Origin of the sequence: Lacibacter sediminis (assembly GCF_014168535.1) — a bacterium.
GTDB classification, from domain to species: Bacteria; Bacteroidota; Bacteroidia; order Chitinophagales; family Chitinophagaceae; genus Lacibacter; species Lacibacter sediminis.
Map to the genome: position 1 here is coordinate 4,073,927 of NZ_CP060007.1, position 20,073 is coordinate 4,093,999.

Annotated in this window: 17 protein-coding genes; 10 read left to right on the forward strand and 7 right to left on the reverse strand. The window is 41.0% G+C overall.

Features of this window, described 5'->3' with window-relative positions; translation table 11 throughout:
• Positions 1–33 precede the first annotated feature (33 nt).
• Genes H4075_RS17315 through H4075_RS17330 form a run of 4 tightly spaced genes read left to right on the forward strand, consistent with a single transcriptional unit; the run spans position 34 to position 3,180 of the window.
• Positions 34–1,455, forward strand: a complete 1,422-nt coding sequence (locus H4075_RS17315; protein WP_182802080.1) for a bifunctional UDP-3-O-[3-hydroxymyristoyl] N-acetylglucosamine deacetylase/3-hydroxyacyl-ACP dehydratase — start codon at positions 34–36, stop codon at positions 1,453–1,455.
• Positions 1,448–2,254, forward strand: a complete 807-nt coding sequence (gene lpxA, locus H4075_RS17320; protein ID WP_182802081.1) for an acyl-ACP--UDP-N-acetylglucosamine O-acyltransferase — start codon at positions 1,448–1,450, stop codon at positions 2,252–2,254. The genes H4075_RS17315 and lpxA overlap by 8 nt, the downstream gene beginning before the upstream one ends.
• A complete protein-coding gene (locus H4075_RS17325) occupies positions 2,235–2,852 on the forward strand; it encodes an ABC transporter ATP-binding protein (protein WP_182802082.1) in 618 nt (205 codons plus the stop codon). The genes lpxA and H4075_RS17325 overlap by 20 nt, the downstream gene beginning before the upstream one ends.
• Positions 2,853–2,859: 7 nt before the next feature.
• On the forward strand, positions 2,860–3,180 hold the full coding sequence (locus H4075_RS17330) for a cupin domain-containing protein (RefSeq protein ID WP_182802083.1): 321 nt from the start codon (positions 2,860–2,862) through the stop codon (positions 3,178–3,180).
• Positions 3,181–3,211: 31 nt separating this feature from the next.
• Here H4075_RS17330 and H4075_RS17335 read toward each other — a convergent pair whose 3' ends face one another.
• Both H4075_RS17335 and tsaE read right to left on the reverse strand, forming a co-directional pair.
• Positions 3,212–4,429 (reverse strand): alanine dehydrogenase, encoded by a 1,218-nt coding sequence (locus H4075_RS17335; protein ID WP_182802084.1) that lies wholly within the window; start codon positions 4,427–4,429, stop codon positions 3,212–3,214.
• Positions 4,430–4,475: 46 nt separating this feature from the next.
• Positions 4,476–4,919 carry a tRNA (adenosine(37)-N6)-threonylcarbamoyltransferase complex ATPase subunit type 1 TsaE gene (tsaE, locus tag H4075_RS17340; RefSeq protein ID WP_255460220.1) on the reverse strand — a complete coding sequence of 148 codons (444 nt, stop codon included), beginning with the start codon at positions 4,917–4,919 and terminating at the stop codon, positions 4,476–4,478.
• Between the two features lie 142 nt (positions 4,920–5,061).
• On the opposite strand from tsaE, the gene H4075_RS17345 reads away from it, so the two are divergent.
• Entirely contained in the window at positions 5,062–7,305 is a 2,244-nt protein-coding gene (locus H4075_RS17345) for a heavy metal translocating P-type ATPase (protein ID WP_182802085.1), read from the forward strand.
• 13 nt (positions 7,306–7,318) lie between these two features.
• The gene (locus H4075_RS17350; RefSeq protein ID WP_182802086.1) at positions 7,319–9,223 is read left to right on the forward strand and encodes a RecQ family ATP-dependent DNA helicase; all 1,905 of its coding nucleotides are present in this window, start codon (positions 7,319–7,321) and stop codon (positions 9,221–9,223) included.
• A gap of 51 nt (positions 9,224–9,274) precedes the next feature.
• On the opposite strand, the gene H4075_RS17355 is transcribed toward H4075_RS17350, so the two are convergent.
• From H4075_RS17355 to H4075_RS17365, 3 genes are all read right to left on the reverse strand, one after another.
• The gene (locus H4075_RS17355; protein ID WP_182802087.1) at positions 9,275–10,651 is read right to left on the reverse strand and encodes a RagB/SusD family nutrient uptake outer membrane protein; all 1,377 of its coding nucleotides are present in this window, start codon (positions 10,649–10,651) and stop codon (positions 9,275–9,277) included.
• A gap of 17 nt (positions 10,652–10,668) precedes the next feature.
• On the reverse strand, positions 10,669–13,662 hold the full coding sequence (locus H4075_RS17360; RefSeq protein WP_182802088.1) for a SusC/RagA family TonB-linked outer membrane protein: 2,994 nt from the start codon (positions 13,660–13,662) through the stop codon (positions 10,669–10,671).
• A 298-nt stretch (positions 13,663–13,960) separates the two neighbouring features.
• Positions 13,961–15,526, reverse strand: a complete 1,566-nt coding sequence (locus H4075_RS17365; protein ID WP_182802089.1) for a helicase HerA-like domain-containing protein — start codon at positions 15,524–15,526, stop codon at positions 13,961–13,963.
• A gap of 257 nt (positions 15,527–15,783) precedes the next feature.
• Between H4075_RS17365 and H4075_RS17370 the strand changes: the two genes are divergently transcribed.
• Positions 15,784–16,176, forward strand: coding sequence for a hypothetical protein (locus H4075_RS17370; RefSeq protein ID WP_182802090.1), 393 nt, complete (start codon positions 15,784–15,786; stop codon positions 16,174–16,176).
• A 56-nt stretch (positions 16,177–16,232) separates the two neighbouring features.
• Here the strand turns inward: H4075_RS17370 and H4075_RS17375 are convergent, their stop codons facing one another.
• Positions 16,233–16,604: a co-chaperone GroES gene (locus tag H4075_RS17375; protein ID WP_182802091.1), complete on the reverse strand. Its 372-nt coding sequence runs from the start codon at positions 16,602–16,604 to the stop codon at positions 16,233–16,235.
• A gap of 248 nt (positions 16,605–16,852) precedes the next feature.
• On the opposite strand from H4075_RS17375, the gene H4075_RS17380 reads away from it, so the two are divergent.
• Positions 16,853–17,551: a response regulator transcription factor gene (locus H4075_RS17380; RefSeq protein ID WP_182802092.1), complete on the forward strand. Its 699-nt coding sequence runs from the start codon at positions 16,853–16,855 to the stop codon at positions 17,549–17,551.
• A gap of 52 nt (positions 17,552–17,603) precedes the next feature.
• On the opposite strand, the gene yihA is transcribed toward H4075_RS17380, so the two are convergent.
• On the reverse strand, positions 17,604–18,263 hold the full coding sequence (gene yihA / locus H4075_RS17385) for a ribosome biogenesis GTP-binding protein YihA/YsxC (RefSeq protein ID WP_182802093.1): 660 nt from the start codon (positions 18,261–18,263) through the stop codon (positions 17,604–17,606).
• A 152-nt stretch (positions 18,264–18,415) separates the two neighbouring features.
• On the opposite strand from yihA, the gene ubiE reads away from it, so the two are divergent.
• Complete coding sequence (gene ubiE / locus H4075_RS17390) at positions 18,416–19,162, forward strand: bifunctional demethylmenaquinone methyltransferase/2-methoxy-6-polyprenyl-1,4-benzoquinol methylase UbiE (RefSeq protein ID WP_182802094.1); 747 nt, start codon at positions 18,416–18,418, stop codon at positions 19,160–19,162.
• Positions 19,135–19,851, forward strand: coding sequence for a type IX secretion/gliding motility protein PorT/SprT (gene porT, locus H4075_RS17395; RefSeq protein WP_182802095.1), 717 nt, complete (start codon positions 19,135–19,137; stop codon positions 19,849–19,851). Before ubiE ends, porT begins: the two co-directional genes overlap by 28 nt.
• The last annotated feature ends 222 nt before the right edge of the window (positions 19,852–20,073 follow it).

Below are 20,073 nucleotides of genomic sequence, written 5' to 3' on the forward strand. Positions count from 1 at the left end.
TCGTTTCACCTCTTTTTTATTACTTTCGTGCCCATGAATCAGAGTAACGGCAACGGGCATACCAACCAACATACACTGGCTGAGTCAATTACCATATCCGGAGTGGGCATCCACACGGGGGCTCCGGTAAATATGACCCTCGAACCGGCCGAACCAAATACAGGCATTATTTTTCAGCGTATCGATCTTCCTGAACAGCCAACAGTAAAGGCTGATGTGGATTTTGTAATAGAAACAAACCGCAGCACCACCCTTTCAAATAATGGAGCTTCTGTTAGTACAGTAGAGCACCTGCTTGCTGCATTTGCCGGCTGCGAAGTGGATAATGTGCTGATAAAAATAGATGGACCGGAAACCCCGATTCTTGATGGCAGTTCTCAACCTTTTGTGGAGGCACTGCAAAAAGTTGGACGAAAAAAGCAGGATGCCATCAAAACATGGTACACGATCGATCATAATATTTATTTTCTTGATGAGAATAAGAAAGTGGAAATGGTTGCCATGCCGGCAGATACTTTCCGCATCAATACCTTGATTGATTTCAACTCTCCTGTGCTTGGTACACAGCATGCACAAATGAGTAATCTCGGTGAGTTTAACGACGAAATTGCGTCGTGCAGAACCTTTTCGTTTTTCCACGAACTGGAGTTTCTCTTAAAAAATAATCTCATCAAAGGCGGCGATCTCAACAATGCTATTGTTGTGGTTGATAAGCCCGTGAGTGATGAGCAATTAGAAACACTGTCAAAAGCATTCGGCAAAGAAAAGTTTGCGGTTACCAGCGAAGGTTATCTTAACAACCTGCAGTTACGTTTCCCAAATGAACCTGCACGTCATAAACTGCTGGATCTTGTAGGTGACCTTGCATTAGTTGGTATGCCTTTCAAAGCACATATCATTGCCAACCGTCCAGGCCATGCAAGTAATGTGGAGTTTGCCCGTAAGATCAAGGAGCACATCAAAAAGAACCGGTTCAAAGTAAATGTTCCAGTTTATCACCCTGATAAACCACCGGTGCATGATGTAACAGCGATTGAAAAAATCCTTCCGCACCGGTACCCGTTCTTATTGGTTGACAAGATTATTGAGTTGACCGATACCTATATTGTGGGCGTAAAGAACGTAACTTACAATGAGCCCTATTTTCAGGGACATTTTCCAGGCAACTATGTAATGCCTGGTGTGTTACAAGTGGAGGCTTTGGCACAATGTGGTGGTTTACTGGCAATACCAAAAGATACAGAAGACAAATACGATACTTATTTTCTGAAAGTTGATAATTGTAAATTCAAACAGAAAGTTGTACCCGGCGATACCTTAATTTTAAAAATGGAATTAAAAAATCCAATCAGAAGGGGGATCGTTGAAATGAGGGGAACCATTTTTGTGGGCAGCAAAGTGGTATGTGAGGGAGATCTTACTGCTCAAATCGTAAAACGAACAAAGAATGATTAGTAATCTTGCTCATATACACCCCAACGCTCAGATCGGTAACAATGTTACGATTGACCCCTTTACCGTTATTCATGATGATGTAATAATTGGAGATGGGACTCATGTTATGAGCAACGTCACCATTTTTTCTGCTTCACGCATTGGAAAGAATTGCAGCATTTTTCCTGGTGCAGTGATTGGTGCTGTTCCACAGGATTTGAAATATCGTGGAGAATATACATTGGCTGAAATTGGTGATAACACCAGCATTCGTGAATGTGTAACCATTCACCGTGGTACAACCGATAAGAACACAACAAAAGTTGGTAGCAATTGCCTCATCATGGCTTATGCCCATGTTGCACATGACTGTATTGTTGGCAACAATGTTATTCTTGCCAACTCAGTACAATTAGCAGGGCATGTTACGATTGATGATTATGCTATTATCGGGGGCATGAGCGCAGCTCACCAGTTTACACATGTTGGTAAACACTCCTACATTGCAGGAATGAGTGCCATCCGAAAAGATGTTCCACCTTATGTAAAAGCAGCACGTGAGCCATTGAGCTATGTAGGCATTAACAACGTAGGCTTAAGCCGCAGAGGTTACAGCAAAGAAACGATTGAAGAAATTTTCAAGATCTATCATATTCTTTTTGTGGAGAAACATATTGTATCAAAAGCAGTTGAGCTGATTGAACAAATGTTGCCAATTACGGACACAAGAGATGAAATTCTCGGATTTATTAAGAAATCGGAGATCGGTGTTATCAAACGTAAATCACAAACCGGCGGCGATGAAGATATTGCTTTCTGATGCCGGTAAGCGATATAACAGGGAATGGATCTTTCGAGGCCTTACTTACGAATTTACAGATGCTGATGCATATGCCATAACCGGCAACAACGGTTCAGGCAAATCAACTTTACTACAGGTCATTGCAGGTGCAGTACAGCATTCAGAAGGAAAAGTTGATTTTATGAATGCAGACAAAAACATTGCTGCAGAACATCATCATCAACACATAGGCATTGCGGCTCCTTATCTTGAACTGCCCGAAGAAATGACCTTGATCGAGTTCCTTGAATTTCATCAGTCGTTCAAATCTTTTCTTTCTTCGTTTACACCAAAGAGTATTATCCAATTACTTGGCCTGGAAAAAGCTAGCAACAAACAACTCCGTAACTTCAGCAGTGGCATGAAACAACGTGTTAAACTGGCGCAAGCCATTTTAAGTTATGTGCCTGTTGTGTTATTAGATGAACCTTGTACTAATTTAGATGCAGATGGCATTTCCTTATACCATCGTTTGATCAATGATCATTGTGCTAACCGTTTGGTTATCGTAAGCAGTAACGATGAAGTGGAATATAAGTTCTGCAATCACAAGCTCAACATCATGGATTATAAATAATCAACTCATGTACTTCCATCATCTCAATTCGATTTCATCGAAAGAAATGTTTCCGGGTTATAACGGGAAATTCATTCATACCGGCACATCTACTATTGCATTCTGGGATATTACTGCCAACTCTCCTATTCCCGAACATTCGCATGTTCATGAGCAAATCATGCATGTTGTGGAGGGCGAATTTGAATTAACAGTTGATGGAAAAAAAGAAGTGCTGACTGCAGGCGCAGTGGTAACTATTCCCGGCAATATCAAGCATGGCGGCAAGGCACTCAGCAATTGTAAAGTGATTGATGTGTTTATGCCGGAGAGAGAAGATTATAAATAAAATTGTGACCGTTCACAATTTTCAAATTGAGTTACCCCCTGCTCGCAATCAACAAATTCAGATCGGTATACTTGAGATCAAATCGTTGACTGAGATAAAAATTAGTAAGCGATCCTTTGAAGAGATAAATACCATTCCGGATATTCAGTTTATGCCAGAGTAATTTTTCCAATCCGCCTTCATCTGCAATTTCGAGCAACAATGGCATCAACACGTTGCTGATGGCTGTGGAAGCTGTACGTGCAAAACCACTGGGGATATTCGGAACGCAATAATGAATAACACCGTGTTTAATGAAGATGGGACTTTCATGACTGGTGACCTCACTCGTTTCAAAACAACCACCCCGATCGATACTAACGTCAACGATCACACTACCCGGTCGCATAGCTGCCACCATTTCTTCACTCACAACAATGGCGCTTCTTGCACCACCAATCGATGACAACGCACCAACTGCTACATCGCAGGTCTTCAACTGCTTTGCTAAAATTTTCGGTTCAACAACGGAGGTCCACATACGATGACCAATCGCCGTTTGCATCCGCTTCAGCTTATAAATATTATTGTCAAACACTTTTACACTGCCGCCCATGGCCAATGCTGTACGTGCTGCATATTCACCCACAATACCGGCACCAATGATAATTACTTTTGTTGGAGGAATACCACTGATACCCCCCAGCAACACACCTTTGCCGCTATTGAAACTGCTGAGATACTGACCTGCTATCAACATCACAGCACTACCGGCAATTTCACTCATACTGCGAACAATGGGATTGTGTCCTGAATCATCTTTCAGATTTTCGAACGAGAGAGCAGTGATCTTTTTCTCCATCATCCCTTCGAGTATCTCCGGCTTCATCACCGCAAGATGGATAGGTGAGATAATCGTTTGGCCCGGTTTAAGGAGTTCAAGTTCCTGTTCACTTACGGGAGCCGATTTGATCAATATATCACATTGGTAAACTTCTTTGCGGTCGTAGGCAATTTTAGCACCTGCTTCGCTGTAATCTTTATCGCTGAAATGCGATCCTTCACCTGCAAGGTATTCGATCATCACCCTGTGACCGTTACTCACCAACACACTTACTGCTTCCGGTGTAAGGGCAATACGATTTTCCTGGAACATTTGTTCACGGGGAATACCGATGAACAACTGAGCACCTTTTGCTTTAATATCTAATTTTTCTTCTAATGTCTCGTAACTGAACGATGCACTCACTATTGGTTTTGATAACGCCATACAATCGCTGCCTGTTGGTTTTTTAGAAAGTACCCAAATTACAAAACTACTTTGGAACTTTAGCAGTTATTCTCCTTGTGTTTGCATCAATCACCTCAATTGAGAGATAGACAGTATCATCAGGAAACAGATCGGCTGCTTTGCCAGGCCATTCGACCAAACAAAGATCACCACTGTACAGCACATCTTCCACTCCTGCCTCGATGGCCTCTTCCTCATCTTTCATACGATACAGATCGAGATGACAGATCATTTTCCCATCAGACGATTGATATTGATTGATGATGGAGAAAGTGGGACTGCCAACAGCATCACGCACACCCAACACATCACACAAAGCATGAATAAAGGTTGTTTTTCCGCTACCCATGGGTGCTTCAAATGCCCACACTTTATACTGCTGCAATTGCTGCCACACTTGCGCCGCAGCCTCCCGTATGTTTTGTAATGAGAACGTTAGTTGCACTGTTAAAATGAATAGTGGTTGCAAAGATATTGATTGACGGGCTTTCGCTCCTGCCGTAACTTTGCAGTAGGAAATATTGATAAAAAATTATCAAGCTATTTTACCCAAAAGGACGATCATTTTTTATTGATTTAGTGCGTGACCAAAGGCTATTAAAAATGAACATATGGAAACAATGAATTGGAAAGTAGATGGAATGACCTGTGCCAATTGCGCCCTTACGATCAGCAAATATCTTGAGAAAGAAGGTTTGAAGAATGTGAAGGCTAATCCGGCAAGCGGCGAAGTATTGTTTGACCTTGTTGAAAATACAGATACAGCCAAACTCGAAGAAGGACTTGAATCATTAGGCTATCAAGTGGCAGAACGCAATGGTGTTTCTGCAAAACCTGTAGAAAAGAAAAAGATGAACAGGTTTCTTCGTTATGTACTACTCTGTGCTCCTTTTACATTGGTGTTAATGCTGCACATGTTTGAGAAAATAATCCACATTCATTGGTTGATGAATCCATGGGTACAGTTAGGTTTATGTATTCCGGTATATGTTATTGGTATGAGTTTCTTTGGCCGCAGTGCTTGGAAAAGTATCCGCAATGGTATGCCAAACATGAATGTATTGGTAGCAGTGGGTGCCACAGCAGCGTTTGTATATAGTTTGTATGGTACATTAACCGGTCAGGCAGAGCAATATTTGTTTTATGAAACTGCGGCTACCATCATTACGCTTGTGTTTCTCGGCAATTATTTAGAAGATGCTTCCGTTGAACAGACGCAACGTGCATTGAACAGTTTGGCAAAGAGCCAAAAAGTAATGGCGAATATGATCGCTTTTGATGATCAGCATCATGAGCAGATATTTCCTGTTGAAAACACAGTGCTGCATACTGGTGATCTTATTCTCATTAAAAGCGGCGAACAGATTCCAGCAGATTGTAAAATACTTTGGGGCGAAGCAACGGTGAATGAAGCCATCATTACAGGTGAAAGTTTACCGCTCACCAAAAAACAAAAAGATCAATTAATTGGTGGAAGTATTCTGGTTGATGGCACAGTAAAAGCGCAGGTTACTGCCACAGCAAAAGATTCTGTACTCTCAAATATTGTGAATCTTGTTAAACAGGCGCAGGGCGAAAAACCACCTGTACAACAATTGGCCGATAAGATCAGTGCCATCTTTGTTCCAATTGTGTTGGGTATTGCACTTGTAACACTCGCTGTTAACTGGATCGTTATAAAAGAATTTACACCTGCACTAATGCGCAGCATTGCAGTATTAGTGATCGCCTGTCCCTGTGCAATGGGTTTGGCAACGCCTGCAGCTATTGCAGTAGGTCTAGGTCGTGCGGCAAAGAATGGAGTGTTATTTCGTAATGCAAAAAGCCTGGAGTTGTTTAAAAACATTACGCAGGTTGTATTTGATAAAACAGGTACTTTAACTACTGGTAATTTTGTGTTGGCAGACTGGAAGATGGTCAATGATGAATGGTCAAAGGTGAATACGCAACATTCAGCTGTTAATGGTCAATTGGCAAATAGCTATGCTACTCATGGTGAGAGACTGCAAACGGCAGAGTCACTTACTCACCATTCATCACTCTCCATTGACGACACAGAATTCAAACGTATCGTTTACTCGCTTGAAAAATATTCGAATCATCCTATTGCAGCTTGCATTGCATCCTCATGGAAAACAAACAAAGATGAACGATGGGCTTCTATTGAAGAGATCAAAGGCTTTGGTATGAAAGCAGTGACAAAAGAAGGTGTTGAATGGATAGCTGGATCTTACAAAGCTGCAGCAGCTGAAACAAAAGATGAAACACATAATGTGTATGTGTTGAGAAATGGAAAATTAGTTGGATGGGTTGATGTAAAAGATGAAGTACGTGCAGAAGCAAAATCAATTGTGCAGTATCTCAAGAGCAAAAACATTAAAACTATTTTGCTCAGTGGCGATCGTCAAGCAAAGAGTGAGGCGATTGCAAAACAACTCGGCATTGATGAAGTAATTGCCGAACAGACACCCGAACAGAAATTAGAAGTAATTGAGCGGTTGAATAAAATAACTCCTACTGCCATGGTGGGCGATGGTATTAATGATGCACCGGCGTTGGCAAAGGCAACCATTGGTATTTCATTAAGCGAAGCATCACAGGTTGCCATGCAAACAGCCGATGTAGTTTTGATGAACCATGGATTAAAAAATCTGCCTTTATCTCTCGGGTTAGGTAAGCATACATTCATCACCATCAAACAGAATTTATTCTGGGCATTCTGTTATAACATCGTTGCCATTCCGGTTGCAGCATTCGGTTTATTAACTCCAACTTTCGGAGCATTGGTAATGGGGTTGAGCGATGTGGTGCTGGCGATCAACAGTGTGAGGTTGTTTGTGAAAAGAGTCGTGTAACTTCACTGCATTGATGCAAAATCTCTCTTCCATACTTCAACAATACTGGGGTTACTCTTCCTTTCGTCCGCTTCAACAGGAAATAATTGAATCGGTGTTAAGTGGAAAAGATACCCTTGCCTTATTACCAACCGGTGGCGGCAAAAGTATTTGTTACCAGGTACCTGCACTTGCAAAAGATGGATTATGCATTGTTATATCGCCGCTCATTGCATTAATGAAAGACCAGGTGGAAGCGCTTCATCGAAAAGATATCAGGGCCGCAGCGATCTATACCGGCATGCCTTTCCCGCAAGTGAAAGATATATTACAAATGGCAGTGAATGAGAAACTTAAATTTCTGTATGTATCCCCTGAGCGTTTAGAAACAAATCTCTTTCTTGAATATTTACCGGGAATGAATATTCAACTCATTGCAGTTGATGAAGCGCATTGTATTTCGCAATGGGGATATGATTTTCGTCCGTCGTATTTGAAGATTGTCAATTTTCGAAAAGAATTACCCGGTGTTCCTTTGCTTGCCGTAACAGCGTCAGCAACACCACACGTGCAGGATGATATCTGCAACAAATTACAATTCCGCAATCATCATATTTATAAAGGCTCCTTTCTTCGACCGAATGTTTCATTCAGTGTGTTTCGTGTTGAAAGCAGAATCAATAAAATATTGCAGATTCTGAATAATGTGCAGGGCTGTGCCATTGTTTATTGTAAGAGCAGGAAGATGACACAGGAAACAGCACAACTGCTACAACTGCATCATATTTCAGCAGACTATTATCATGCCGGCTTATCGAATGATGAACGCAGTAAACGACAGGAAGCATGGTTGAAGAATGAAACAAGAGTAATTGTATGCACCAATGCATTCGGGATGGGTATTGACAAACCTGATGTGCGTGTGGTAATCCATCATGATATGCCTGATTGTTTAGAGAACTATTACCAGGAAGCTGGCCGTGCAGGAAGGGATGGACAAAAATCATACGCTGTACTGTTGCATGAAGAAAAAGATCTCCATGAATTAAAAGGTTTATCGGCAATTCGCTTTCCTCCCGTTTCAGAAGTAAAAAGAGTGTACCAATGTTTGGTAAACTATTTACAATTGCCAAGTGGCAGTGGCGAATTACAATGGATAGAATTTGATCTGAATGATTTTATCAAAACATTCAAGCTGAATGTTTATACAGCCGTGTACGCATTAAAAACATTAGAACACGAAGGCTGGATCAATTATGCCGAACAGATTTTTCTACCTGCAAAAGTTGTCTTCACAGCAAGTAAACAGCGCCTGGCTGAGTTTGAACAACAGCATCCACAACTGGAGCCTGTTATGAAAGGCCTGTTACGTACTTACGGCGGCATCTTTGATATGGAATCATTCATATCAGAAAAACAATTAGTAACAATCCTGAAAACCGATCTCGATGCGACCAAACAGTCATTGTATCAGTTACATCAACATGGTATTATCAATTACAGTCCGCAGAAAGAGAAACCACAGTTACAGTTCTTAGAAAACCGTCCGGCAGTTGAAGACCTGTTCATTAACCCTGCACACCTCTTGCAAAGGAAAGAGCAGTTTGAACTTCGTGTCAACAAAATGCTGGACTATATAACAGATAGCAATACTTGCAGAAGTAAAATGATCGGCACTTATTTTGGCGACGCTGCCATTGGTAATTGCGGAGTGTGTGATACTTGTTTGCAGAAAAAAGGAAACGATCTTTCACCGGATGAATTTGAAAGCATCCGTTCTTTTTTAAAAGATAGAGCAGGCAATAACGGTTTAGTTGTAAAAGAACTCCTGACGAAAATGGGCAGTAAACAAAAAGATCGTGTGTGGAAAGTAATTGATCATTTGATAGCAGAAGAAAAAATAACTCTAACAAAAGAAGGATTAATGAAGTTCATATAAAAAACACGCTGCATGGCAGCGTGTTTTTATAATATCATCGATAATATCTAATTAACCACCTGTATAAATATCCCAGTTAAGATCAGCCTGTGGTTTAGGGAATTGCTTGAAGACAGCTCCTTGATCTGCCGCAACAGGAATTTCATTCATCCTGTCGTAACGGCGTGTATCTATCCAGCGATGACCCCAGGGTTCTGCCCAAAGTGAATAACGGCGTTGATACAGAATTTCAGTAATTAAAGCCGGCTGCGTTTGTGCGCCACCGTAGTTACCAATATTGGCTGCCGTGCGAATGATATTTATGGCATTCACTGCATCAGTAAACTGGTTTAGCTGTGCATGTGCTTCTGCTTTGATCAATATCAATTCCTCATTTTTAATAAACGGAATTGCTGTTGTGTTTGTTGACCAACGACGATCCTGGTGTGTGCCGAATAATGTACCTGCATCTGTTGATACACTTGCAGCAGTTGTACGTTGGAAAAACTTCGCAGCCACACGTGCATCATTAGCTGTGGCATCAGCAAGCATCGAAGGATGAACAACAATGATCGTGCTGATACTTGCATCCAATACATAAAACAAGGGATTGAAAATATCAGGAGCAGCACCATATGTATGTGCAGGACCGGCGCTTAAACTTCCGGTTAAGTTCATAAAAGATGCATTGGCTGCATCTAAAGCACCTTGCCAATCTTTCCGATAAATTGCAAGGCGTGCAGCGATTGCACGATTCACTTTTTTAATACCGTCAATATTGTTATAGCCACTCCATCCGGCAGTAAGACTAAACGGAAATGCAGTACCTGCTGCATTCAGATCAGCATAACCTTCATCAAGAACGGCTTTAATAGCTGTAAGTGCTTCCTGGTAAGGAACAAAATCACCAGGGTTTAATGGATCTTCAATATCAACACGAATACCATTATCATACAAAAAATTAGCAGGGATCATAAATTGATAACCCATGATGGTTTTTGCAAAGCCGGTTACAGCTTTCTTTTCCTGATCTGATAATGCGCCTGTATTCATTGCAGCATTGCGTAATACAATTGCCTGGCGAATGGCTTGATACGGAGTTGCGTAAGCTGCACCACCAGTTGCACCAAAACCAAAATAAGCAGCATCTGGTCGCCGTCCAGTCTGTCCTAACCAATCTGTTTGAAAACGTGGATCTGATGCATTGAAATACCAGATCTCCCTCCCAAAAGTTCCGAAGGCAGCCGTTACAGTAAACAAATAATCACGATGGCGTGATTCCAATCCTGTAATTAAAAACTGGATCTGCGCACGGGAAGCATTATTTGAAACGCTACCTACAGAAGGATTGTTGGGGTCTGCCACTTCATCAAGCTTCAACGGGTTACATCCAACCATTGAAAGAAGTGCAAGACCTCCAAGGAATGATTTTATGAATTTATATTTCATACGAATAGTTTAAAATTTTAGAAATCAAGATTTATGTGGAAGAAGATACGACGTGTTGTAGGATATGGAGCCACATCTACGTTACCGGCAATTGATTGTGCACCAAAGGTTGACGTTTCAGGATCGTAACCTTCATACTTTGTAAATAACAGAACATTATTTCCTGACGCACCAATCTTGATACGATCTACAAAACCATTGAACCATTTGTTTACATTCTTTTGCGGAACATTATAATACAATCCGATCTCTCTCATTTTAAAGAACGTTGCATCTTGTACCCAACGACCAGCATTGTTATAAGGAGCTGGTGGGCGCTGGCGTCCATTTGGTATACCATCTTTATCATCATCATCAAACCAACCTTCTGTTGTACCACCTGAATCAGTAAGGAAACTTGTAAGGTTAATATTATCACCACCATTTCTCCACTCCCACATCATACTGAAATCAAAATTTTTCAGGAAGGTTACCGTATTGAACCATGACATCGTGAACTTAGGTTGATTGTTTCCCCAAACTGTAAATACACCTGGTGTAATAGCAGGAGAACCCACAATCGTTAAAGGACTAACTCCTTCCTGTATCAGGAAGGTTCCCAAACCCGTTCCGAATGCTCCGGTTAAATAAGATGGGATGCCAAGTTTTTTTACAAGAACATCATTCTTCCACCACATTACACGTGAGAACCAACGAACATTTGATTTTTGAATAACTGTACCTGCCAATGCAAGCTCAATACCTTTGTTCTCTAATTCAGCCTCGTTACTTGGAGTTGTGTTTACACCAACTGCAGGAGAAAGATTCAGGTTCTGAATATTATTTGCAGTTGTTTTGATATAATACGTTGCTTCTAGTGAAACCCGGTTTTTAAACAACCCTGCATCAATACCAAATTCAATTTCACGTGCTGTTTCAGGACGAATACCTGTATTGCCAATTTGTGTTGATACTACCGAACCAAGTAACCCGCCAATATTTGTACCGTTCAATGGTGTAAATATTGAACCGAAGGCAACTGGTCCTGCTGTTTCACCATACGCAATACGTGGTTTCAATTGATTAATAAAACCAACATTCCAGAAATCAAAATTGGTAAGATTAATGGCGAGTGATGCTTTTGGAAATGCATACATTTTATTGATATCGCCATTAAGAGTTGACTTATCAAAACGAACTCCGGCTGTTGCAATGATCTTATCATCCCAGTTTACTTCTTCCTGTGCAAAAATGCCAGCTTCCTGAACACGGCTGTCGAATTGTTGATCGATCTGTTGAACGGTTGCCTGCTGCACATTTGTTTGCTTTGGTGCTAAGCCACGCCCACGAATAAAGAAAGAGTTGTAATCAAACTCAAGACGTACCAACCCAGCCTGTGTTGTAAAGCCAAACTTATTTACATTCACATTATGCACCAATGCAGCCTGGAAGTTTTTATTAAAACTTTCCTGGCGGCCATGCAACACATCACCGGGATTAGCTTGTGATCGTTGATATTGCAAGTCTTCAGGCAAATGGATCATTGTCTTGTTTTGTACAAAATCAATACCGCCTGTTACTTGTAATTTTAAACCGGAGTTTGCACGGTCAATAATTTCCCAGTTTAAAGTTCCGGATTGAATAAACCTGTTCACCAAAGAGTTATTGGTTGCCTTGTCTGTAACAGCTAAAGGATTTTCTCTTGGACCACCATAATCAACATCAGGATAAATACCTGCGGCGTTTGGACGCAGATCAAAGTAATTCGGAATGTAAGAAATATTATAACCGATAGATGCACCGGTATTATTTTGGTTTCCTGTAAAACCACGATCAGTATTTGATCTTACATAATTTGAATTAATAGAAAAATTTAATCGATTACTGATCTTGTGCTCAATATTAGCCCGTATAGAATACCGTTCGAAACCAGTTCTTCTTACTGTACCTTCTTCATTGGTGATAACACCTCCAACATAAAACTTTGTTTTATCGGTACCACCAGTTACAGTTAAGCGGGTGTTTGATAATGTTGCGGTATTGGCATAAAATATCTCTTCATAATCAAAAAACTGACCCGTGCTTTGCGCTTGCTGAAAGCGGGCCAATTCAGTTGCACGCTTTGTAGGATTTGTAAAGAAGAAATTAATTTTCGCAACACTCCAGTCGTCAGTTCCAACCAAACGTAAAGGACGTCCAAAGCCAATATCCTGACCAAAGCTGATGGCTGTTTTACCGCTTGATCCTTTTTTGGTTGTGATAATGATTACACCGGCATTGGCACGTGTGCCATAAATCGCTGCTGCCGAAGGTCCTTTCAATACTTCGATGTTCTGAATATCGGCAGGATTAATATCAGCTAAACGATTTGCTCCATCATCCTGTGCAGGTGCACCAGCTCCGGCTGCTGCCCCGGTTACAGTAGCACGACCTGTACGCTGAAATGAGTTGTTGATGTACACACCATCAAGAATGATCAATGGTTGTGATGCACCTACCAGTGAAGAAACACCACGTAGCTGTATAGATAATCCACCACCGGGAGCACCTCCATTCAGGCGAATGTTTGCACCCGGTACTTTACTGTACAATGCACCATCTGTTGTTTGGATCTGAGTTGTACCGGTTAACTCTTTTGAATTTATAGATGTAACCGCATTGGCGAGGTTACTCCGTTTTACTGATGTTGCCAAACCAGTTACAACTACTTCTTCAAGATTGAGTACATCTGTTTTTAATGCTACATCAAGTGCGGCACTTGTACTGGAGACATTGACAGATTGTGACATAAACCCAACCAATGAAATTACCAGCGTAACAGATTTGTTATCCGGGACTGCTAAACTGAAAGTGCCGTCTGTTCCAGTTACTGTACCAATCTTTGTTCCTTTGATTTGAACGCTTACGTTAGGTAAAGGTTCGTTCCGGGCCTCGTCAGTAATTTTTCCCTTAACAGTGTACTGGCTGAAGCCGGCAGTAGAGAATAGCAGGAACAGCAGCAGCTGTCCGAGCCTTTGCACAGATTTTCTCATGCGTAATTTGTTTTGATTTTAAAAAATAAAACCAACAACCGGATCAGCCGATAGATAAATAGCAAGCAATCGTTCCTCTGTCCACTGACCACAGGTTGTCAGTTTTCATTACAGAAAAATAGTAATTCCCACTTTACTCTAAAAACATTTTGCTTGTTTTTTTGAGAGGGAACTACCAATTTTATGGCTAAGACACAAGGCTTCTGAAAGTCGCTGCATGTACCTGAAGTGAGAAATGTAAACCAGCCGACAAACGCTGTAATTCTGTTTAAGAAAAGGTGTTTTTAGTAAGTAATATTTAAAACCAACCCGTCTTCTTTCTCCTCGTTGTTCTTCCGCCCAAACCCAATGCCCCCAATAAACTTCTTGTAATAATACTGGCAGCGGTACGGCCTACCTGTTTTACGGTTGGGTTATCAAAAAACGTTTCTTCTTTTTTAGCAGGCCGTTTCTTTTCTTCTTTTTCTTCAGCCCTTGCTTCTTCGGCTGCTTTTGTTTTTTCCGCTGCTTCTTCCAGTTTAGCCGTAATTATTTCATGTGCGCTTTCACTGTCTATGTTTTCTGCGTATTTCTTCACCAGTTTACTTTTGGTAACAAGTGAATCAACTTCGTTATCACTCAACACATCCATGCGACTGCGAGGTGCTACCAGCATAGTATGTACCAATGGTGTGGGAATACCTTTTTCATTCAACAGTGTAATAAACGCCTCGCCTATACCTAACTGTGTGAGTAATTCGTCTACATCATAATATTCTGTTTCGGGGTAATTCTCTGCGGCCTGTTTAATTACTTTTCTGTCGGCAGCTGTAAAGGCACGCAGCGCATGCTGCACTTTCAATCCTAACTGCGCCAATACACTTGCGGGTACATCCTGCGGATTTTGTGTGCAAAAGAAAATACCTACGCCTTTTGAACGAATAAGTTTGATTACTGTTTCGATCTGCTGCAACAATGCTTCATTTGCTTCCTGGAAAACAAGATGCGCTTCATCAATAAACAAAACAAGTTTGGGCTTATCCATGTCACCTTCTTCGGGCAGAGTTGCATATAACTCAGCTAATAAACTCAACATAAAGGTTGAGAAGAGTTTTGGCCTGTCCTGTAATTCCATTAAACGTAATATGCTGATCATACCTCTGCCATCATCACTGATACGCATCAGATCATCTACTTCAAAACTTGGTTCACCAAAAAATGCATCCGCACCCTGTTGCTGCAGTTCAATTACCTTCCGCAGAATGGTTCCCGTTGATGAAGTGGATATTTTACCATAATTTTTTTCAATGGTTGATTTCCCTTCATCACTGATATATTGAATGATCTTGATAAAATCTTTCAGATCAAGCAAAGGCATTTTGTTATCATCGCAAAACTTAAAGATCATCGCTACAATTCCCTGCTGCGTATCATTCAGTCCTAAAATCTTTGATAGCAAGATGGGGCCAAATTCACTCACGGTAGCCCGTAGCCGCACACCTTTCTTATCGTCACTCAATGTCATTAACTCAACAGGAAATGCAGATGCTTTATATTCTCCACCCATCAATTGAATCCGTTCCTCGATCTTTGGATTACTTGCACCTGCAGCAGCAATACCACTCAGATCACCTTTAATGTCCATCAATACTACAGGTATACTTGCATCACTCAATCCCTCTGCAATTACCTGCAATGTTTTCGTTTTACCGGTACCTGTTGCCCCTGCAATTAATCCATGACGGTTCATTGTTTTCAACGGAAGCAAAACCTCTGCTCCTTTTACTACTTCTTTATCATACATACCAACTCCTAAACGAAATGATTCACCTTTAAATGTATAGCCCTGTTGTGCCGCCTGTATGAATTGTTCTGTAGTTGCCATAATAAAAACTTTACGGAAAGATAAGCTATAGAATGAGATTGTATTACAACAAGATTACCTGTTTGTGGTATTGACAATCACTTTTGTAACTGATAGTTTTACGTCATCAATTTTCTCAGCAATCGTAAACGACGCTGCATTTATATGCGGCGTTTTTTATACCACTTACAGGTGGGTACCTTAAAGTGGTATTGTAAAAATAAAAATATGAAAATAGCTTTGCTTCACATTAATCATTAAACCTCAAATCACAAATCATGAACAAGTTTTTAATTGCAGTTATTGCAAGCAGTTTCATTTTTATTTCATGCAAAAAAGAAAGTTCTCCTGAAAAACCTTCAATTGTTGGCTTTTGGAAAGGCAAGTGGGGAAGTAGTGACGCTTATCCTACCTATGGCTATGCCGCACTATTTCGTTCAAACGGAACTGTTCGCATTTTCGACGGAGCGGATACCTCAACAGCTGCTAAAGCAGAAGGTATATATACAGTTTCCGGAACAACAGTAACAGCAACCTATACCTATGCTGGTTCGTCAAACTTATTGGCTGTTTCTGCAACGGTTGATTCAAAATTCACTTTTCTTGAAGGTAGTTGGGGTAATAGTCCAAGCAATACCAATGGAGGAAAATGGTTCCTGAATAAAAAATAATCTCTGGTTTCGATAGTAGTTATACGGCATCCTGTTTTTACAGGATGCTTTTTTAGTTATAACTCTTCCTCACGTTCCAGCATAAGAATAGCACTTTGCGGAACAATGAAATAGCGGTCGCCTTCATACATTACCTCCGTAGCGCCACTTAACAGAAAAATTGCCAGGTCGCCTTCCCTTGCCTGCAACGGAACATACTTCACCTGCTCGTCTTCATTTTTCCAGGGCTCATCATCAACCGGCATGGGAATAGCATAACCCGGCCCGGTTTTAATCACATATCCCTGTTGTACTTTCTCTTTTTCCTGCACACCGGGTGGTAAATACAAGCCGCTGGCTGTGCGTTCTTCCGGTGTAGTTGGCTTTATCAGAATTCGATCGCCAATGACGATCAGCTTTTTGAACCGGTTATCGGATGTAATGCGCATATGCTTTTTTTGAGGAGCAAAAATAATGATGATATGAATGACAAAACTTTAAAGGCTGCCCGGGCGAAACGATACCCCGCAGCAAACGCAACGAAGTGAAGTGAGCGAGGAGTATAAGTGAAGCACCGGAACCACTGTCCGGAGTAAGCTAAACGGAGACAGCCCCTCTATTTCTTTAACAAAATATTGAGGGCATTACTGCACAACTACCAAAAGCATTAACTTTATTTGATAATAAATTTTATACGATGGAAGAAGCTAAATCAAAAGTATTATTAGTTGAAGACGACAGCAGTTTTGGAAATGTACTGAAGAATTACCTGGAGTTGAACGATTTTGATGTAACACTGGAGCGTGATGGACGTTTGGGTCTTGCTGCTTTTCAACGTGAGAAGTACGATATCTGTTTACTGGATGTAATGATGCCGCATGTAGATGGCTTTACATTGGCTGAAGATATACGTGATATTGATCCGGATGTACCACTGTTCTTTCTGAGTGCAAAAACAATGAAAGATGATATTTTAACCGGTTATAAACTGGGTGCTGATGATTACATCACCAAACCTTTCGACAGTGAAGTGTTGCTGATGAAGATCAAAGCCATTCTGAAGCGTAACGAAGAGACCAAACACGAAACTGAAAATAAAGAGTTTGATCTTGGTATCTATCACTTCAACCCCAAGTTGCGTGAACTTACAGTTGAAGGAAAAACAAATACCCTTTCGCCAAAAGAAAGTGAATTGCTCCGCATGTTGTGCGAATACAAGAATGATCTTTTACCAAGAGAAACAGCATTGAAACGCATTTGGGGCAGTGATACTTATTTCAACGGTCGCAGTATGGATGTTTACATTGCCAAACTCCGTAAATACCTGAAAGAAGATCCCAAAGTTGAGATCGTAAATATTCATGGTAATGGTTTCAGATTGGTAGTAAGCGAATAAATAAATTCAAACAAATAATAAAGCGGCCGTTCAATTTGAACGGCCGCTTTATTTAGCGGGTAATTTCTTTTGCTATTACAGCTTGGGCTGCTGCTTCCTTGTTGCACTCTTCAATGAATTGTAAAATTTCTTTCCGCCCTCTGAATTTTACTGCTGAGCTCACAAAACTTTGCGGGAGAAATTGCCAGCTCTTTCCCAATGCAGTTAAAAATGATTTTACGTGCGCAGCCACTTCTTTCTGCGTGGTTTTATCGGCTTTGGTGAAAACGATGGTGAAAGGAATCTTCCACTCGCCCAGTTGGTTGATAAACTCCAGGTCGATCTCCTGCGGCTTGTGCCTGCTATCCACCAATACAAATAAATTCAGCAGGTTTTCCCGTTTGCGGATGTAATTCTCGATCATCTTGATCCACTGTTTGCGTTTCCCCTGTGCTACTTTGGCGTAGCCATAGCCCGGCAGATCAACCAGGTACCAATCGGTTTTCTTATTGTTCTTCTCATCAAGGCTTTCAATGAGAAAATGATTGATCATCTGTGTTTTTCCCGGTGAGCCACTTGTCTTTGCCAGTTTCTGGTTGTTGCAGATCATATTGATGAGCGAAGATTTGCCCACGTTACTACGACCAATAAATGCATATTCCGGCTTATCGGGCTTGGGACAATCCTCTACTTTGGGACTGCTGATGACATATGTTGCTGAATGAATGTTCACGGCTGCAAGATACTTGAAGAAAGTGGATAGCCGATAGTAATTAGTCGGTAGCAATAATCCGGATGCTAACCTGGACTACAAACTATCCTCTATCGGCTATCGGCTTACTTCCTACCTCGTACTTGCCTGTTCCCTCCTTACCTTTGCGCACCATGAGCGAACAATACGCACACGATAAAGTTGTACCCGACAAAGCATCGGAGCAAAGTAAGAAAAAGCAGGTAGCAGAAATGTTTGATGACATTGCTCCCCGCTACGATTTCCTCAACCGTTTTCTCTCAGCCGGCATCGATACGGGCTGGCGAAAAAAAGCATTGGCCAAATTAAAAGACCTTCAACCGAAACTGATGCTGGATGTAGCAACAGGTACAGGTGATGTGGCCATTATGGCTGCAAAACAGCTGCAGCCCGAGAAGATCATTGGTATTGATATCAGTGAAGGAATGCTGGAAGGCGGTCGTGTAAAGGTGAAAGCCAAGGGTTTAGAGACTATTATTGAGCTGAAAAGCGGTGACAGCGAAACAATAAATTTTCCCGATAACACGTTTGATGCAGTAACTGTGGCGTTTGGCGTGCGAAATTTCGAAAACCTTGAAAAAGGGATCAGCGAAATTTACCGTGTGTTGAAACCAGGTGGCCGACTGGTAGTGCTGGAATTTTCGAAACCAAAACTACCCGGCGTGTTACAGGCATACAATCTTTATATGGGATTGGTTGCCCCACAGGTGGCAGGCGCTTTCAGTAAAAACAAAAAAGCCTATCAATATCTTAACAACAGCATCAAAGCATTTCCTGAAGGACAAAACTTTGTGGCTGTATTGAACAAAACCGGATTTAAAGACACTTCATGCAAACCTCTTACGCTCGGCATATGCAGTATTTATTGCGGCGACAAATAATCGTTACCCTTCTACTTATTACCTGTGTATTTACATCATTTGCACAACGAGAAACAAACCTGCCCAACCATGAGCAGAAGGCTTATTACTTTGGTATTACGCTAAGCGGTAACAGTGCTTATTTTCATATGAACCATCATCCGAAATTTTTGCAGGATGACAGTGTTGCAACAGTTGGTTCTACCAGCAGTGCAGGTTTTGGATTGGGTTTGCTCGGTACTTTACGTTTGGTAGACCATTTAGAAGTAAGAACCAACCCTCAACTCATTTTTGCTTCACGTGGCATTAATTATTATCTCTCATACCCGCTTACAGGTGATAAGAACTGGCAACAAAAAACTGTTGAAAGTATTTACATCAGTGTGCCTTTGCAATTAAAATTCAGCAGCGACAGGATCGATAATTTCCGTGTGTATATGCTGGGTGGTGGTAAGTTCGATTATGATCTTGCCAGTAACAGCCAGGCACGCCGTGCAGAAGACCTTGTAAAACTCAATAAGTCTGCATTGGGTTATGAAGTGGGTCTTGGTTTTCATTTCTACTTTCCAACCTTTATCATGAGCCCTGAAATAAAATTCAGTAACAGCTTTCAAAGTGTTCATGCAAGAGATCAATACCTCATCTATTCAAATGTGATCGATAAAATGCAGGCGAGAATGATTGTGTTTAGTATACACTTAGAAGGATAATGACATTAAAAATCCATCACCTTGTTCTGTTATTTTCTTTATTTGCAATTCTGTCATGCAAGAATTACTACAACAATACAATTCATTGGATTGATTCAATACCCCAAGGCGCACACATTGACTCAGTAAAGCAAAGCCAACCATCGTTTATTGAAATTGATTGGGAACATCCGCAATACTTTGATTCATCAAAGAGTTACAATGTAAAAAAAATCAAAAACT